Genomic DNA, 17,117 nt, shown 5'->3' with positions numbered 1-17,117 from the left:
GGAATGCCTTATCCTGCCGACAGTCCTGGATCGGCTCCGCCGTCCGGGATGACACCACATGATCCGACTTGCTCGCGCATATGCGCCGGCACCGGCGCCTCCACCGTGATCGGCGGCTTCTTCGGATAGAGCGGCACCGTGATGCGTCTGGCATGCAGATGCAGGCCAGGACCACCGAAGCGCGGGGCCGTGCCGTAGATCGGATCGCCCAGGATCGGAAAGCCCGACGCCGCGCAATGAACCCGCAATTGGTGGGTGCGGCCGGTGATGGGGCGCAGTTCGAGCAGGGTCAGTCCCGCAGACCGCCCCAGCACCCGCCACTTGGTCAATGAAGGCTGCCCCTTCGGATCCGCCTTCATCCACCAGCCGCGATCCGGCGATTTCGGCGCGAGCGGAAGGTCGACCTTGCCCTCCTCACCTTCGGGGCCGCCCTCGACCACGGCCCAGTAGACCTTGTCCACCTCGCCCTTCCGAAAGAGCTCGTTCAGGCGGGCAATCGCCTTCGGGTGGCGGCCGAGGACGAGACAGCCCGACGTGTCCTTGTCGAGGCGGTGCGCCACCTCCGGGCGGCGCGGCAAACCGAAGCGGAGGGCGTCGAGATGCTGGAACAGGGTCTCGCCGCCCTTGGGGCCCGGATGCACGGGCAGCCCGGCCGGCTTGTCGATCACGAGCATCAGGGCATCGCGATACAGGATCTTCGACACTATCTCTTCCGCATTCATGATGCCTCGGCTATCGAGGCGAAGGCGTTAAAGCAAGAGGCGAACGAGAGACCCATGGCCGAACCGAAGCCCGACAAGCCCGGATTCCTGTCCCGTCTGTTCGGGCGCAAGGCCGAGACGGTCCCGCAGGCGGCGCCGGAGCCCCAGGTGGGGGGCGAGCCCGAGGCGATGCCCTCTCCGCCCGCGACGGCGGCCGACGACCTCATCCCGGCGCCCCCGACCGTCACGGCCGCGTCTCCCGACACGCCCGCGGAGGACAAGGTGGCGGCCGAGCTGACCGGCGCCGACCTTCAGCCCGTCGAAGGCGCGGAGCCCGAGACCGGCCTGAAGGAGATCCATCCCCAGCTTGTGGCCGAGCAGCCCGCCCCCGAGCCGGAACCGGCGCAGATCGTCCCCGCCCCGCCTCCGTCCGAAAAACTGGGCTGGTGGCAGCGCCTGACGCAGGGGATGCGGCGCACGTCGTCCTCCCTGTCGGAGAGCGTCACCGGCCTGTTCACCAAGCGCAAGCTCGACGCCGGCACGCTGGAGGAGCTGGAGGATGCCCTCGTCCAGGCCGATCTCGGCGTCGAGACGGCGCTGCGCATCACCGAGGCGATCTCGGCAGGACGTTACGACAAGGAAATTTCCCCGCAGGAGGTGAAGACGATCCTCGCCGGCGAGGTGGAAAAGACGCTGATGCCTGTCGCCCGGCCCCTGGCGATCGCTCGCGACAGGAAACCCTTCGTGATCCTCATGGTCGGCGTCAACGGGGCGGGCAAGACCACCACGATCGGCAAGCTGTCCCAGAAATTCCGGGCCCAGGGGCTCAAGGTCATGCTCGCCGCGGGCGATACCTTCCGCGCCGCCGCCATCGAGCAGCTGAAGGTGTGGGGCGAGCGGGTCGGCGTGCCGGTAATCGCCCGCGCCCAAGGGTCCGATGCGGCGGGGCTCGCCTTCGACGCCTTGCAGGAAGCGAAGGCCGCCGGAATGGACGTGCTTCTCGTCGACACCGCCGGGCGGCTGCAGAACAAGGCAGGGCTCATGGCGGAGCTCGAAAAGATCGTCCGCGTCATGAAGAAATTCGATGAGACCGCCCCGCATGCGACTCTCCTGGTGCTCGACGCCACCGTCGGCCAGAATGCCGCGAGCCAGGTCGAACTGTTCCAGAAGGCCGCCGGCGTCACCGGCCTCGTGATGACCAAGCTCGACGGCACCGCCCGGGGCGGCATCCTGGTGGCGCTCGCCGCCAGGTTCGGCCTGCCCGTTCATTTCATCGGCGTGGGCGAAGGCGTCGACGATCTGGAGCCCTTCGAGGCCCGGGATTTCGCCCGCGCCATCGCCGGATTGGAAGAAGCGGCATGACCGACGGCATCCTCGAAACCAAGTCGGACGCGAAGCGTCTCCCGCCCCTCGTCAAGCTCGTGCTGGAACTCGGCCCGCTGGCCCTGTTCTTCTTCGCGAACGCCTATGCGGACCGTTTCGGCTTCGCGCAGGAGCAGCGCATCTATGTCGCGACCGCCCTGTTCATCGTCGCGACACTGGTGGCGCTGAGCATCAGCTACGCGTTGATCCGCAAGCTGCCGATCATGCCCCTCGTTTCCGGCGTGGTGGTGGTGGTCTTCGGCGGGCTGACGCTGTTTCTGCAGAACGACATGTTCATCAAGCTGAAGCCGACCATCGTGAACGCCATGTTCGGGCTTGTCCTGCTCGGCGGTCTCTATTTCCGCAAGCCGCTGCTCGAGTTCGTGCTCGACAGCATGTTCGAGCTGACGGAGGAGGGCTGGCGCAAGCTGACCTTCCGCTGGGCCTTGTTCTTCTTCGCCCTCGCCATCCTCAACGAAATCGTCTGGCGGACGCAGACGACCGATTTCTGGGTCGGGTTCAAGGTCTTCGGCATCATGCCGCTCACCATCGTCTTCGCCCTCGCCCAGACGCCGCTGCTCCTGCGCTACGATTCCAGCAAGAAGGCGGACGAGGCCTGAGCTGCGGCCCCCGGCCGTCATTCCGGGGCGAGTGGCGCGAGAGCCCGGGATGACGGCGAGGATCCGTTCTGCAAGAGCGGGGGCCGCCTCGGAAAAGACACGGGCGCGGGCAGCCGGGTACGCTGGCCATGGCGCTACGACACCGGCTTCATCAACTGGATCGGCCGCGTCACGCCGGGCAGGGGCGGATGCTCGATGGCGATCCAGCCGTCCTTCTCGCCCGCGGCCGTGATGCATTCGGTCGAGACGAGGAACGGGCAATCCACTGCCTTCGTCGCCTGCTCGATGCGCGCCGCGGTGTTGACGGCCTCGCCGAGCACGGTGAATTCGAGCCGGTCCTCGTCACCGACGACACCGCAGAACACTTCTCCGGTATGGATGCCGATGCCGACGCGCACCGGCGGCGCGAAGCCGCGCTTGGCGTTCCAGCGCGCGATCAGCTCGATCAGGGTGCGTCCGCAGGCGATGGCGCGGGCGGCATCCGAGCCGGAACCGGTCGGCACCCCGAACAGGACCAATGCTCCGTCGCCGGTGAACTTGTCGATGACGCCGCCATGCTTCGCCGCGGCGCGCATGACGCGGCGGCGAAACGAAGAGATGAAGACGGCGAGCCGCGCCGGGTCCATGGTTTCGCCGTAGGCGGAGGAGTCGCGCATGTCCACGAAGAGAAGGGTGACCGGAATGCGCCGCCCTGCCCTCAAGGATGCGAAGGCGCGCTCCGAAAGGATCGGCGCCAGTTCGCGGGGAAGATACCGCGTCAGGTTGAGCCGCAGGGTCGTCTCCCGCACCGCCCGCTCGAGCAGCAGCTGGCCCTGCCGCGCCACGAGGATCAGGATGAGCGCCGCCGAGAGCACCATGGCGATGCGCACCGTGTTGGCCTCCCAGCCGAACTGGCCGGCAAATTCGCTGAGCGCACGCTGGCGCTCCTCGAAGCTCAGTGAAGCGCCGGCGAAGGCCAGCGCTCCGAGGCCGCCCACATAAAGGGCGGCGACGAAGGCCAGGAGGCGCGGACTGTAATGGATGGCGCTGGCGGCCATGGTGATCGGGATGACCCAGACCCCCGGAAACGCGAAGAAGAAACTTCCCGGAACGCCGAGAACCCAGTGGCTGTAGCCGAGATTGACGAAGACGAGGAGGGCATCCAGCGCGGCGGTGATGCCGGGAAGCCACGTGATGGCCACGCGGCGCGAGGCGAGCCAGGCGCTGCCGAGCCCGACGGCCCCGAGCAGGGTCAGCGTCATTTCGGCAGCGTGGATCTGGTGGATGGCCATCAGGCTGCCGGAGGGCACGTCCTCCGTGGCGATGAGAACGGCGATGAGCAGGAGGCCGGACACGACCACCCGCGCGAAACCGGCCCGGCGCAGGGCCGCGACGTCGGCCTCGCGCATGAGCCGGTCTGTCGCATCACTCAGGGCGTGCTTCGACCCCAGGGTGCGGAGCGATGTCCAGGCGGACGAAACGCGACTTTTCATGGGCACAGACTTCCATTCGAACTCTGGCAAATTCAGGGACGCCGGACACCGGTTCTCCGCCTGAAAATGCGGCAGGCCGAGGATTCAGAGCGGTTTGAGATTCCGCACAAGCGCGAACCCCTCTACACCAAGCGCCTGTCACCCGATTTTGGCACAACAGCGCCGACTTCGCGATTGATGAGGGAATAATTCATGACCGCAACGCCAGGGACCATCGAAATCCATGTGGATGCCGATGCCTGTCCGGTCAAAGCCGAGATCTACAAGGTCGCGGAGCGCCACCGGACCAAGGTCTATGTCGTGGCGAACAGCTTCATGCTGATTCCGCAAAGCCCCCTGATCGAGCGCGTCCTCGTGACCAACGGGTTCGACGCCGCCGACGACTGGATCGCCGAGCGTGCCCGGCGCGGCGTGGTCGTGGTCACCGCCGACATTCCCCTCGCCCATCGCTGCGTGACAGCCGGCGCCGATGTGATCGGCCCCACGGGAAAACCCTTCACGGAAGCCTCCATCGGCATGGCGCTGGCCACCCGCAACCTGATGGAGGACCTGCGTGCCATGGGCGACGTGACTGGCGGACCGAAACCGTTCTCGGGAAAGGATCGCTCGGCTTTTCTCTCCGCGCTCGATCTGGCAATCGTCCGGCTCAGGCGCGCGGGATTTGCCTCAGCTTCTCCTTGAACGCGGAAAAATTCTCCGGCGTCAGCGGGCCGATCTGCTTGTAGCGGATGGTGCCGTCAGGGCCGACGACGAAGGTTTCCGGCACGCCGTAGACGCCCCAGTCGATGGAGGCGCGGCCGTTGGGATCGACGCCCACGGCGGAAAAGGGATTGCCCAGCGTGCCGAGGAAGCGGCGGGCATTGTCCGGATTGTCCTTCTGATTGATCCCCACCACGCGGATCGACGGATCCTTGGCGAGATCCACGAGGAGCGGATGCTCCTGACGGCAGGGAGCGCACCAGGACGCCCAGACATTGACCACCGTCACCTGGCCCTTGAGATCCTCGCTGGAGAATCCGGGCACCGGCTTGCCGGCGGCCATCAGCCCTTCGAGCGGTTCGAGCTTGAAGGTCGGAACCGGCTTGCCGATGAGGGCGGAGGGAATCTTCGAAGGATCGCCGCCGCCAAGGCGGAAGACGAAGAGCGCCGCAAGCGCCACGAAGACGAGGACCGGTAGAATATAGAGCAGGCGGTTGCGCGGCGCGGCGGCCGCTTCCTCAGCCACGGCGCGACCTCCGGCCGATGCCCCGCGCCTCGAGATCGGCAAGCGCGCGCCGCTGAATGCGGTAATCGACGAAGGCGCGGACGATCAGCGCCGCCACGACCAAGGCGGTGATCGCGTAAGCGCTCGCGATGAAGAGGGCGTGGGAGGACATGGTCAGGCGGCCTGCGCATCGAGGCGCTCGGCCTCGAGAATGGTGAGGGTACGAACCCGGCGGCGCAGGATCTCGGTGCGCATGCCGGAGAGATGCAAGGCCACGCCGAGGAGGGTGAATCCCACGGCCATGACCAGGAGCGGGATCAGCATCGAGGGATGGATCGTCGGGCCGCCGAGGCGGAACACGGAGGCCGGCTGGTGCAGGGTGTTCCACCAATCGACGGAGAACTTCACGATTGGCACGTTGACCGCTCCGACGAGGGTGAGGATCGACACCGCCCGGGCGGCACGGTTGGGCTCCTCGATGGCGCGCCACAGGGCCATGATTCCGAGATAGATCAGCAGCATCACCAGCATGGAGGTGAGCCGCGCGTCCCATTGCCAGTAGGTGCCCCACATGGGCTTGCCCCAGAGGGACCCGGTGACGAGGCAGATGAAGGTGAAGGCGGCGCCGATGGGCGCGGCCGCCTTCTGCGAGACGTCCGCGAGGGGATGGCGCCAGACCAGGGTGCCCAGCGCCGAGACGGCCATGATCATGTAGAAGAACAGGGACAGCCACGCCGCCGGCACGTGCAGATACATGATCCGGACCGTCTCGCCCTGCTGATAGTCGGCAGGGGCGGTGAACCACGTCATGTAGAGCCCGAGGCCCAGCACCAGCGCCGCCGCGCCCGCCACCCAGGGCAGCAGCAGGCCGCTGAACGACATGAAACGGGTCGGGTTGGCGAGATCGCGGATCATGGGACCGATGTAGCGACCCGCGCGTGCGCCTGCAACGCGTGGATTGCCGCAAGCGGGAACTTTGTCCTGATGCGCCCGGGATGCTCCGTCATTCTGAGGCGGGTCTTCCCTGTCATGCCCTAATCTCCCGATCGCAGGGCGGCGGCGGCGCCAATGGTGCCGACCACCGCGGCGATCAGGGACAGGGCGATCAGGATCAGGAAGGGCGTGGCAAAGGGCACCGTGCCGCCCGTCGCCGCATTGGCGGCGGAGACCCCGAAGATCAGCGTCGGGATCATGAAGGGCAGAACGAGAATGGCGAGGATCAGCCCGCCCCGCCGCAGGGAGGCCGTGAGCGCCGCTCCGACCGCGCCGATGAAGGTGAGGGCAGGCGTGCCGACGAGGAGCGTCGCGACCATGGCCAGCATCGCATCCGGCGTCAGGGCCACGAGGAGCCCGAAGAAGGGCGCGGCAAGGGCGAGGGGGAGGCCGGTCACGAGCCAGTGGGCCGTCACCTTCGCCAGCACCACCATCTCGATGGGGGTCGGCGAAAGGCGCAGGAGGTCGAGGGAGCCGTCCTCCTGGTCCGCCTGGAACAGGCGGTCGAGCCCGATGAGGGTGGCGAGCAGGGCGGCGATCCAGAGAATGGCCGGGCCGATTCGCGAGAGAAGATTGAGATCGGGTCCGAGAGCGAAGGGGATCAGGGTCACGATGGAAAGGAAGAAGACCAGGCCCATGAGCCCGGAACCGCCGACGCGGGCGGCGAGCTTCAGGTCGCGAATCAGGAGGGCGCGGAACGGGCGCATCATGGCCGCTCCTCCTGCAGGAGGCCGTCCTCCGGCGCCCCTGGCCGCACGCGCTCGATCCGGATCGCCTTCGCCTCGGTCAGGGCGAGAGGCTGATGGGTCGTCGCGATGACGATGCCGCCCTCGGCCCGGTGATTCGCGATCAGCCCGTGGAGGATCTCCTGCGAGGCCGTATCGAGCGCCGCCGTCGGCTCGTCGAGGAGCCAGAGGGATCGCCGGGCCACGAGAAGGCGGGCCAGCGCCACCCGACGGCGCTGCCCGGCTGAAAGATAGGCCACCGGCAGGCGGGACGCATGGGCGAGGCCCAGCACGGCCAAGGCCTCGCCGGGAGGCAAGGCCGGGGAGCCGAGGAAGTCGCGCGCAAAGGCGAGGTTCTCCTCCGCTGTCAGCGCCGCCTTCAGGGCATCGCGATGGCCGACATAGTGCAGACATTCCGGCAAGGTCCGGTCGCCTGCCTCGCCCAGCGTGATGGTCCCGTCCGCAGGCGCGAGCCTCCCGGAGAGGATATCGAGAAGGGACGATTTCCCGGCCCCATTCCTCCCCAGGACCACGAGGGCGTCGCCGGGCTGAAGGGCAAAGGAGACGCCTTCGAAAATGCGCCGCTCTCCCCGGATGCACACCAAATTCTCAACGTGAAGACGCAAACCGCCGCCCCTGCCCCTCGCTCACGAGGCGGAGCACGGTGTCGCCCGAAAGCCGATCACCACTTTTCCGCATCATGCCCTGAATCCACCCCAGAATGGTTCTAAACCGTGTAGCGGGGTCGTCGGAAATGATCTATACCACCCTCGGCTGCGCCGCGCGCCATGGCGTCCAACCCGCTTCGCGCGCTTTTCCCCTGTCCGGGCACCCCCGGAGCGGCGCGCGCTTATCGCGCTTTCGGCCGAACAACCTGTTCGTAACCCAAATGCACGCGAGGATTCGCCGTGACGCTCTCCAATAGCTTCAATGCCTGCCAGACCCTGACGGTAGGCGACAAGTCCTATACCTATTACTCCCTCGCCGAGGCCGAGAAGAACGGCCTGAAGGGAATCTCGAAACTGCCCTTCTCCATGAAGGTGCTGCTCGAGAACCTGCTCCGCTACGAGGACGGCCGCACCGTCAAGAAGGCCGATATCCAGGCCGTGGCCGAGTGGCTCGTCAACAAGGGCAAGGCCGAGGTCGAGATCGCCTATCGTCCCGCCCGCGTTCTGATGCAGGACTTCACCGGCGTTCCGGCGGTGGTGGACCTTGCCGCGATGCGCGACGCCATGAAGAACCTCGGCGGCGACCCGCGCAAGATCAATCCCCTCGTCCCCGTCGACCTCGTCATCGACCATTCGGTGATCGTCGACGAGTTCGGTACGCCGCGCGCCTTCGACCGCAACGTCGAGCTGGAATACCAGCGCAACGGCGAGCGCTACCGCTTCCTGAAATGGGGCCAGACAGCCTTCGAGAACTTCTCCGTCGTGCCCCCAGGCACCGGCATCTGCCACCAGGTCAATCTCGAGTTCCTGTCGCAGACCGTGTGGACCCGCAAGGATGTCGCCGGTGGCAATGAAGTCGCTTATCCCGATACCCTCGTCGGCACCGATTCGCACACCACCATGGTGAACGGCCTCGCGGTTCTCGGCTGGGGCGTCGGCGGCATCGAGGCGGAGGCCGCCATGCTCGGCCAGCCGATTTCCATGCTGATCCCGGAAGTGATCGGCTTCAAGCTCACCGGAAAGCTCAAGGAAGGCGTCACCGCCACCGACCTGGTGCTCACGGTCACGCAGATGCTGCGCAAGAAGGGCGTGGTCGGCAAGTTCGTGGAATTCTACGGCCCCGGCCTCACCGACATGACGGTGGCCGACCGTGCCACCATCGGCAACATGGCCCCCGAATACGGCGCGACCTGCGGCTTCTTCCCGATCGACCAGCGGGCGATCGACTATCTCAGGACCACCAGCCGCACGGACGAGCGCATCGCCCTCGTCGAGGCCTATGCCAAGGAACAGGGCATGTGGCGCACGGCGGAGACGCCGGACCCGGTCTTCACCGACACCCTCGAACTCGACCTCAGCGACGTGCAGCCCTCGCTTGCCGGTCCGAAACGTCCGCAGGACCGCGTGACGCTCGACACATCCAACGTCGAGTTCCGCCATGCGATGGAGAAGGAATTCCGCAAGGCTGCCGAGATCGGCAAGCGGGTGAAGGTCGAGGGCGCCAATTTCGACCTCGGCCACGGCGACGTGGTGATCGCGGCGATCACCTCCTGCACCAACACCTCGAACCCGAGCGTGATGATCGGCGCCGGGCTCCTCGCCCGCAATGCGGTGCGGAAGGGCCTCAAGACCAAGCCATGGGTGAAGACCTCCCTGGCGCCCGGATCGCAGATCGTCGAGGAATATTTCAAGAAGGCCGACCTGCAGAAGGACCTCGATGCGCTCGGCTTCAACCTCGTCGGCTTCGGCTGCACGACCTGCATCGGCAATTCCGGCCCGCTGCCGGACAATGTCTCGAAGGCGATCAACGACAACGATCTCGTCGCCGTGTCGGTGCTCTCGGGCAACCGCAACTTCGAGGGCCGCGTCAATCCGGACGTGCGGGCGAACTACCTCGCCTCCCCGCCCCTCGTGGTGGCCTATGCGCTTGCCGGTTCGATGCTGGTCGACCTCACGACGGAGCCGCTCGGCACCGGATCCGACGGCCAGCCGGTCTATCTCAAGGACATCTGGCCCTCCTCGACCGAGGTGCAGGAGTTCATCGACCGCACGATCACGAGCGAACTCTTCAAGTCCCGCTACGCGGACGTGTTCACGGGCGATGCCAACTGGAAGAAGGTCACGGTGGAGCCGGGCCTCACCTTCGAGTGGGACATCGGCTCGACCTATGTCCAGAACCCGCCCTATTTCGAGGGCATGACGAAGGAGCCGAAGCCCGTCACGGATATCGTGAACGCCCGCATCCTCGGCCTCTTCCTGGACTCGATCACCACCGACCACATCTCGCCCGCCGGCAATATCCGCGTGAACTCCCCTGCCGGAAAATACCTGCAGGAGCATCAGGTCGCGGTGGCCGACTTCAACCAGTACGGCACCCGGCGCGGCAATCACGAGGTGATGATGCGCGGCACCTTCGCCAATATCCGCATCAAGAACCAGATGGTGACGGACGAGACCGGCAACGTGGTCGAGGGCGGCTACACCATCCACCAGCCCTCCGGCGAGCGGATGTTCATCTATGATGCCGCCATGCGCTACCAGAAGGAAGGCGTGCCGCTGATCGTTCTCGCCGGCAAGGAATACGGCACCGGCTCGTCCCGCGACTGGGCGGCCAAGGGCACGAACCTGCTCGGCGTGCGCGCCGTCATCGCCGAGAGCTTCGAGCGCATCCACCGCTCGAACCTGGTCGGCATGGGTGTGGCGCCCTTCGTCTTCGAAGGCGACACATCGTGGACATCGCTCGGCCTGAAGGGCGACGAGACGATCACCATCCGCGGCCTCGCGGAAGGTCTGAAGCCGCGCCAGCGCATGGAGATGGAAGTCACCTCCGCGGACGGCTCGGTGAAGAAGGTCCCGCTCGTCTGCCGCATCGATACGCTCGACGAGCTGGAATACTTCCGCAACGGCGGCATTCTCCAATACGTGCTGCGCCAGCTCGCGGCGTAACGGCCCGCAGCCTCCTGAACGAAAATGCCCGCCCCTCGGCCGAGGGGCGGGCATTTTAGTCTTGGCCGATGCGCTCAGACGAAGAAGAATTCCTTGTAGGTGAAGTTCTTCAAGGCCTTGTTGCTGGTGAAGCTGGCGATGGCGATGCCGGCCTTGGATCCGGAGCCGTCGGCATCGTAGTACAGCACCCGCTTGTGGCTGTCGTAGACGAAGAAGTCGTCCTTGTCCTTGGCGTGGTCGAGACTGAAGAACTTCGACGCCATCTTCAGCGGCTTGGTCTCGCTGCCCTTCTTGATCGCGGCGTAGAGCGTCTTGTTCGCCTTGAACAGGGCATTGTCGAGCCAGATCGTGTCGTCCTTGACCGAGTAGTCCCGGATCAGGTCCTTGTTCTTCGACTTATGGAACTTGGTGTCGAACACGAAGGTGTCCCTGCCCTTGCCGCCGGTGAGCTGGTCGTTGCCCAGCCCGCCCCACAGCTTGTCGTTGCCAAGCCCGCCGCCGAGCCTGTCGTTGTACTTGCCGGCCTTGAACACGTCGTGGCCGGCCGTGCCCGCCGTGACCTCGCGGGCGACGTCGGTGACGCCGATCGCGAAGGTCTGGCTCGCGACCCCGCCATGGCCGTCGGAGACCTGGACGGTGACGGCGTGGGAGCGGGCCTGCTCGAAGTCGAGGCGGAAGCCGTCGGCGACCAGGATGTTGTGGCCGGAGAGCACGAAGCGGCCGCCGGCATTGTCGGTGAGCGCATAGGACAGGGCATCGCCGTCCGCGTCGGTGGCCGAGAGGGAGCCGATCAGCGTCCCCGCCGCGGCATATTCCGCCGCGGACCGGCCCCCCGACAGCGCCACCCCCGAAGGGGCATGGTTCGTCTCATTGACATCGGCGACGTAGATCCTGAAGGCCTGGGTGGCGCTGGTGCCGCCTTCCTTTCCGTCGGACGCCTTGAGATAGACCGTGACGTATTTCCGATCGAACTGCAGCTCTTCATAGTCCAAGGGCGCCTTCAGCTTGAGCTGTTTGGTGCCGTTGCCGCCGTCAACGATCTCGAACCGGTTGTTGGCATGGCCCGCGACCGTGTTGTCGAAGGTCCAGGTCAGTCCTTTGTCGCCGTCGCTGTCCTGTGCCGACAGAGTGCCGGTGAAGGCGGCATTCTCATTGATCGTGAGGAACGTGCCGTTGTTCAGCGTGAGCTGGTTCGGCGCATGATTGCCGTCCACCACATCTTTCACTGTGATCTGGACTTGATAGTAGGACGCCACGGAACCCGGACCCTTGTTCTTGTCCGAGACCTTCAGGGTGATGCCGAAGGCCTGATCGCCATTCGCCTCCGGAAGCTTCTGGGCCACGGTGAGGCGCCCCAGAGCGTCGACCGCGAACAGGCCGTTGGCATCAGCCGGGTTCCCCGCCGAATCCTTGAGTTCGAACACGAGGCCTGTCTGACCGTCCTCGGGATCATGGACCGAGAAGACGCCGATGGGCGTTGAAATATCGGAGCCTTCATCGACTTGGGAGCTGGAGAGAGAATCCACAACCGGCGCGCGATTGACGTCCTTCACCTTGATGGCGACATCCTGGGTCGTGGTGCCGCCCTGCCCGTCGGAGACCAGCACCTTCAGCGTGTAGTCGGTGTCCTGCGCCACCTGCAGCGCCGCAGTATTCTTGACTGCAATGTAGCCGGATTGGTCAATCCTGAAGATGTCGTTGGGGTTGCTGGCCAGTGCGTAGCCGATCGTGCCGCCGTCGGTGTCGTGCGCCGATATCCGGGCGACAATCCAGGGCCCGATATCCTCGTTGACCAGGATCTTACCCGCATCCGCGCCGGAACCGGCATGGCCAGAGCCCCAGCCCTCCACCCCATCGACCACAGGCGCCACGTTGGCGTGTGTGCTCGTGATGGTGAAGTCCTTGACCAGGACGCCGCCTTGAATGTCGGAGACCCTCACCTTCACGGTGTAGGTGCCGGCCGCCAGGGTGCCGGAAGCCACGGCAAGGACGTTGCCGTTGAGGATGTGGAACTTGCCCTGGTTCTGATCACTGGCATCGATGGAAAATAGCAGCGCGTTCTCAGAATCGTCCGGATCGTGCGCCTTCAGTATTCCCAGATCGGGCATGACATCGTCATCGTCGACAGCCTTGGAGTTGGACCCGTCCGTGAAGGTCAGGACGTCGGGGTTCTGGCTTGCGGTCATGTCCGCAAGAAGCACGGTCTGGTCGTCGAACCTTGCGTAATTGATATTCATCAACGTGTCGGTGCCGTCCTGGCCCGAGACGGTAAAGGTGCCATCCGCGTTCTTGGTGATGAGGTATCCCTGCCGGGCCCCTGTGAACACTGCGGTGTTTTGATCGGCGCCGCCGTCCAGGAAATCGTTGCCGGCGCCGCCAACGAGCCAGTCGTCGCCGGCGCCGCCGAACAGGCGGTCCCCGCCTTCCTTTCCGATCAGGGTGTCGGCGCCGCCTTCACCGTAGAGCTCGGCACCGATGCCGTTGCCCCGATGGATGCTGGTGATGATGTCGGCGGATTCGGTGCCCTGCACCGCCTCGATATCGGTCAGTGTATCGCCGGCCGCTGCGCCGCTGTTCTGGTTCGTGGTCATGTCGACGACGATGCCAGTTGCCATCCCATGATAGGACACCATGTCCCAGTCGGCGCCGCCGTCGAGAACATCGCCCCCGGCGCCGCCGGAGAGCCAGTCGTTCCCGTCGCCGCCATAGAGAAGATCGCCGCCCCCCTTGCCGATCAGGGTGTCCTTGCCGCCCATGCCGTAGAGTGCGACGCCCAGGCCGTTCCCACGGTCCAGGCCCGTGATGGTATCGTCCGTGTTCGTGCCCTGCACGACCTCGATATTGACCAGCACGTCGCCCGTGGCCGCACCGCCGGTCTCGCCCGTGGTCATGTTGAGGATGATGCCGCCCTGGTTCGCCGGGGTATTGAGGTAGGAGGCAACGTCCCAATCGGCGCCACCGTCGAGACGGTCGCTGCCGCCGCCGCCTTCGAGCACGTCGTTGCCGGCACCGCCGAACAGGGTGTCATTCCCGCTGCCGCCATGGAGCCCGTCGGCGAACTTCGTGCCGGCATATTGCTGGCCGATATCCCCACCATGCCAGTCGACGGCGTCCGTGCGCGGATCGTAGATCTGGGCCTTGAGAATTCCGAAATTCAAACCATTCTGTTCGGTCCACTCCACCAGGATACGGCCGTCGTTCAGGGACTTGATCACAGCATTTTGGGGATATTCCGCATCTATATGCGTCACGTTGGCAACGCCATTTTTGTAAATTCCAACATAAATGCCGTACAAATCCACTGCGGCAAAAGCAAAATCACTCTCCGATAGAGCGGTTATCGAAATTGAACCGAAACCGTTCCCGTTGCTTATCGTATGGAGATCAAATGTTTGCAGGACAGTTCCATGCGGCGAAATTATGCTTGACTTTAATACAACACCCCCAGACACGGCCTCGGAATATGTAACTGCAAAATTACCGTTCTTCAGTGCGGCAACATTTGCGTATTCGCCTGCAACAGTTGAAACTGGAGCGACGGCTGTGCGTGAAATTTCGGTTCCGTCGGACTTTGCGAGATTCAGATACAGGTAGCCATCCTGGGAGCTTCTCTCCAAATTCGCCAACCGGTCCGTGCTCGCTGCAATTTTTCCTAAGCTCTCAGCTTGAAGGGTAGAGTCCAGCTTCCCGTAACTGGCAGAATCGTTGGCGTACCTAAAGTAACTCACGCCATTAGCGATCTGTTGGGCATCCAGGCTCGTATAGGTTATGTAGAACGACCCATCCTCGAATGCGCAAATAGCTGGGTCGAGTTTTATTCCGGCTTTTATCGGACGTGTGAATATTGCGTTGGAGTCTGCCTTGCCACCAAAGACATCCCATGTTTCCTGCACGATGGTGAGATTGCCCTGAGTCTCCTTGACATAGGCGACGATGAACTGCCCGTTAGGCATGGCGACGATGGAGGGGCATTCGTTGGCGGCTTCTCCCGGAACGCCGATGTCGAAGGCCTGACCGAATGGACTGCCGTCGGCGCTGACGATTTGACATTTGTAAGTCTTGGTCGTGGCATCCCGCCACGTCGAAACGATCCAGCCGTCACGCAGGATAGCTGTATTCAGGATCGGGATGAAAGTATTGGTATGCGTGTCCCCGATCGTTAATGTAAAGCTCCAGTGATCCGGAAAGGTCATTCTCTTGCTCCTCGGGAAATGTATTTTAGTATTTAGGGTTTTCTCGGCTGTGATATGGTTTTACGCGGTGGTAGACTTCATTGCTGGCGGGCGTCCCTAGGGCTTGGATGGCCTGAGACTGGCTTTATGAGACTTTATAGCGTTGCTTTTATCGTGTTCAAGGCCTCATTACCATCCCGCATTCTGACGTCTTGACCTGGCTGCTTGCGTCCTGATCGCCACTCCCGGCCAACGCCCAAGTCCTTCCAGGGCCAGGCTCACGCCCCGGGAACGAGCCGACGGCCCATCGCCTCTGCCGGGCATTCACCTCACCATCGGCCTTTCTCTTGACCGCCACCCTTCGTGGGGGACCTTCCCGTCGGTCGCCGCGACCTGTTCAGACGATGAAGAAGTCCTTCTCAGTCATCTTGAGGTTCTTCGAGAGCGTGGCGATCTGGATCGCCTGCCTGGTGCCGATGCCGTCGGCATCGTAGAAAAGCGCGCCGCTTTTGTTGTTGTAGACGATCCGGTCGTCGGCATCGTGCGCCTTGGTGCCGATGTGGAATGCGCCTTTGGCGAGCACGCCCTTCTTGGCGATCTTGGAAAACACGCCCTTGGCGAGCTGAAGCGTGTCGTCGACGACCTTGAAGTCGAGCACCTTGTCGAGGTTCTGCTTCCTGTTGAGTGCGTTGGTCTTCGCCAGCTTGGCATCGAACACGAACACGTCCTTGCCAAGACCGCCGGAGAGCATGTCGTTGCCGAGCCCGCCATGGATCCTGTCGTTGCCGGCCTCGCCTTTGAGCGTGTCGTTGCCTGCCAGGCCTTTGATCACATCGGCGCCGGCCTCGCCCGTCAGGCCATCGGCCAGGGCCGTGCCGATCAGCGTCAGCGGGTTGAACTCGACCTCGTTGCCCACCGTCACCGACAGGGCCTGCGTGGTGCTTCCTCCAAAGGCATCCCTGGCGGTGACGGTGAGGCCGTAGTGGCGGGGACCGGTCTCGTAGTCGAGCGCCCGGGCGAGCACGAGCGAGGATCCGTCGAGGCGGAAGGCGCCCGAGGGATCGGACAGCGCAAAGGTGAGCGTATCGCCGTCGCCGTCATGCGCCGACACGCTCGCCACCGCCGTGTTCACCAGAGCCGTCTCCGACACTGCCGAGACCGACAGTTTCACGCCGTCGGGGGCGGCGTTGGCGAGGACGCTGATCGAGTTGTCTCCGAGGAACCTGGCGAAGCGCACGTTGGTCAGGGTATCGGTGCCGTCGGCATCAGCCCTTTTGTCGGCGATCGTCGTCACGCCGTTGGCGGCAGATACGACATAGTCGGCGCGGCTTCCCGAATAGAGCGCGGTATCATTACCGCCTCCGCCGTCGATCGTGTCCTCGCCCGATCCGCCCTCGAAAATCTCCAGCGCTTCGCCACCATAACCGCGGTCGTCTCCGCCACCGAGAAGCACCGAACCCGAGACGAACCCGCCCCGGCCGTCGTAGATGTCGCTCCCGTCGCCGAAACTGACGTCCCCGATCACATGGCCGTGATTGCCGAACATGACGGCAGTCGCACCGGCGACGCGGATGGCCCCCTGGCTTCCGCCCGTGATGGTGCCGTTGTTGGTAATGGCGGCGACGCCTGCAGCCGCGCCGACAAGGATTGCAGCCTGACTTCCGCCGATACTTCCGAAATTGAAGAGGGAGACGCCGCTGCCCTCGATCTGAAGGCCATGTCCGTTCAGGCCGGTCAGTGCCCCCTCGTTGAAGATCTGAGTCGGCCCGTTCGCACGGACGGCGGTTCCGCCGGCGATCGAGCCGAAATTCTGCAGGGAGTTGCCGCTGCCCGCAAAGAGAATGCCGAAGCCGTGGGCTGACACGGTGCTGCCGGCGTTGATGGTCGCACGACCGGCGCCGCCGAATGAGATCCCATCGAAGAGGCCGCTGACGACCATGACATCGGATCCGAGCGTCACGGAACCGGCTCCGGATGCGTGCAGGGCGGCGGCGCCTGCGCCGCCTGCGGAAATCGTCAGGCCGGAACCGACCGTGACGCTCTCGCCGTCGGAGAGGCTGTAGGCGTGGTCGAAATCGGCAGTGGTGGAGAGGCTGGTGGTGATCAGGGTCATGACGCGCGCTCGATTAGGTTATGTTATAACTTCTAGAGACTGCCATTCGCTGTCGCAAGACCTTATCGCATCGGCGGCCCGCGATTCCCGGCCGTTCGACCTCGCGAGGCAGCATGGAGCCACGATCGACTTGCGGCGTTT

13 protein-coding genes are annotated in these 17,117 nt (G+C 64.5%); 4 read left to right on the top strand and 9 right to left on the bottom strand.

Features of this window, described 5'->3' with window-relative positions; all coding sequences use genetic code 11:
- Positions 1-8: 8 nt before the first annotated feature.
- Complete coding sequence (locus AC522E_RS20660) at positions 9-722, bottom strand: RluA family pseudouridine synthase (RefSeq protein ID WP_500748099.1); 714 nt, start codon at positions 720-722, stop codon at positions 9-11.
- A 54-nt stretch (positions 723-776) separates the two neighbouring features.
- Between AC522E_RS20660 and ftsY the strand changes: the two genes are divergently transcribed.
- Positions 777-2,063: a signal recognition particle-docking protein FtsY gene (ftsY, locus tag AC522E_RS20655; protein ID WP_500748098.1), complete on the top strand. Its 1,287-nt coding sequence runs from the start codon at positions 777-779 to the stop codon at positions 2,061-2,063.
- A complete protein-coding gene (locus AC522E_RS20650; protein WP_500748097.1) occupies positions 2,060-2,683 on the top strand; it encodes a septation protein A in 624 nt (207 codons plus the stop codon). Before ftsY ends, AC522E_RS20650 begins: the two co-directional genes overlap by 4 nt.
- A gap of 134 nt (positions 2,684-2,817) precedes the next feature.
- Here AC522E_RS20650 and AC522E_RS20645 read toward each other — a convergent pair whose 3' ends face one another.
- A complete protein-coding gene (locus tag AC522E_RS20645) occupies positions 2,818-4,155 on the bottom strand; it encodes an adenylate/guanylate cyclase domain-containing protein (protein WP_500748096.1) in 1,338 nt (445 codons plus the stop codon).
- A gap of 192 nt (positions 4,156-4,347) precedes the next feature.
- Between AC522E_RS20645 and AC522E_RS20640 the strand changes: the two genes are divergently transcribed.
- Positions 4,348-4,836: a YaiI/YqxD family protein gene (locus tag AC522E_RS20640; RefSeq protein WP_500748095.1), complete on the top strand. Its 489-nt coding sequence runs from the start codon at positions 4,348-4,350 to the stop codon at positions 4,834-4,836.
- On the opposite strand, the gene AC522E_RS20635 is transcribed toward AC522E_RS20640, so the two are convergent.
- The 5 genes from AC522E_RS20635 to ccmA form a co-directional block, all read right to left on the bottom strand.
- Positions 4,802-5,380 (bottom strand): DsbE family thiol:disulfide interchange protein, encoded by a 579-nt coding sequence (locus tag AC522E_RS20635; RefSeq protein ID WP_500748094.1) that lies wholly within the window; start codon positions 5,378-5,380, stop codon positions 4,802-4,804. The genes AC522E_RS20640 and AC522E_RS20635 overlap by 35 nt on opposite strands.
- Entirely contained in the window at positions 5,373-5,531 is a 159-nt protein-coding gene (gene ccmD, locus AC522E_RS20630) for a heme exporter protein CcmD (protein WP_500748093.1), read from the bottom strand. The genes AC522E_RS20635 and ccmD overlap by 8 nt, the downstream gene beginning before the upstream one ends.
- A 2-nt stretch (positions 5,532-5,533) precedes the next feature.
- Positions 5,534-6,274, bottom strand: a complete 741-nt coding sequence (locus tag AC522E_RS20625; RefSeq protein WP_500748092.1) for a heme ABC transporter permease — start codon at positions 6,272-6,274, stop codon at positions 5,534-5,536.
- Between the two features lie 119 nt (positions 6,275-6,393).
- Complete coding sequence (ccmB, locus tag AC522E_RS20620) at positions 6,394-7,062, bottom strand: heme exporter protein CcmB (protein ID WP_500748091.1); 669 nt, start codon at positions 7,060-7,062, stop codon at positions 6,394-6,396.
- On the bottom strand, positions 7,059-7,703 hold the full coding sequence (gene ccmA, locus AC522E_RS20615) for a heme ABC exporter ATP-binding protein CcmA (protein ID WP_500748090.1): 645 nt from the start codon (positions 7,701-7,703) through the stop codon (positions 7,059-7,061). Before ccmA ends, ccmB begins: the two co-directional genes overlap by 4 nt.
- A 282-nt stretch (positions 7,704-7,985) precedes the next feature.
- Between ccmA and acnA the strand changes: the two genes are divergently transcribed.
- Complete coding sequence (gene acnA / locus AC522E_RS20610; RefSeq protein WP_500748089.1) at positions 7,986-10,691, top strand: aconitate hydratase AcnA; 2,706 nt, start codon at positions 7,986-7,988, stop codon at positions 10,689-10,691.
- 74 nt (positions 10,692-10,765) lie between these two features.
- Here the strand turns inward: acnA and AC522E_RS20605 are convergent, their stop codons facing one another.
- Positions 10,766-14,884, bottom strand: a complete 4,119-nt coding sequence (locus AC522E_RS20605) for a calcium-binding protein (RefSeq protein ID WP_500748088.1) — start codon at positions 14,882-14,884, stop codon at positions 10,766-10,768.
- Between the two features lie 376 nt (positions 14,885-15,260).
- The gene (locus AC522E_RS20600; protein WP_500748087.1) at positions 15,261-16,976 is read right to left on the bottom strand and encodes a cadherin repeat domain-containing protein; all 1,716 of its coding nucleotides are present in this window, start codon (positions 16,974-16,976) and stop codon (positions 15,261-15,263) included.
- Positions 16,977-17,117 lie beyond the last annotated feature (141 nt).

Source organism: Microvirga sp. BF8 (genome assembly GCF_059888585.1).
The sequence above is the reverse complement of the archived record's forward strand: the minus strand, read 5'-3'. Positions and strand labels throughout refer to the sequence as shown.

Bases quoted from the DNA above. Each gene is read 5' to 3' on its own strand.
- AC522E_RS20650 (WP_500748097.1), top strand. From the start codon at position 2,060: ATGACCGACGGCATCCTCGAAACCAAGTCGGACGCGAAGCGTCTCCCG.
- AC522E_RS20605 (WP_500748088.1), bottom strand. From the start codon at position 14,884: ATGACCTTTCCGGATCACTGGAGCTTTACATTAACGATCGGGGACACG.
- AC522E_RS20645 (WP_500748096.1), bottom strand. From the start codon at position 4,155: ATGAAAAGTCGCGTTTCGTCCGCCTGGACATCGCTCCGCACCCTGGGG.
- ccmB (WP_500748091.1), bottom strand. From the start codon at position 7,062: ATGATGCGCCCGTTCCGCGCCCTCCTGATTCGCGACCTGAAGCTCGCC.
- ccmD (WP_500748093.1), bottom strand. From the start codon at position 5,531: ATGTCCTCCCACGCCCTCTTCATCGCGAGCGCTTACGCGATCACCGCC.
- AC522E_RS20660 (WP_500748099.1), bottom strand. From the start codon at position 722: ATGAATGCGGAAGAGATAGTGTCGAAGATCCTGTATCGCGATGCCCTG.
- AC522E_RS20600 (WP_500748087.1), bottom strand. From the start codon at position 16,976: ATGACCCTGATCACCACCAGCCTCTCCACCACTGCCGATTTCGACCAC.
- ftsY (WP_500748098.1), top strand. From the start codon at position 777: ATGGCCGAACCGAAGCCCGACAAGCCCGGATTCCTGTCCCGTCTGTTC.
- AC522E_RS20640 (WP_500748095.1), top strand. From the start codon at position 4,348: ATGACCGCAACGCCAGGGACCATCGAAATCCATGTGGATGCCGATGCC.
- AC522E_RS20625 (WP_500748092.1), bottom strand. From the start codon at position 6,274: ATGATCCGCGATCTCGCCAACCCGACCCGTTTCATGTCGTTCAGCGGC.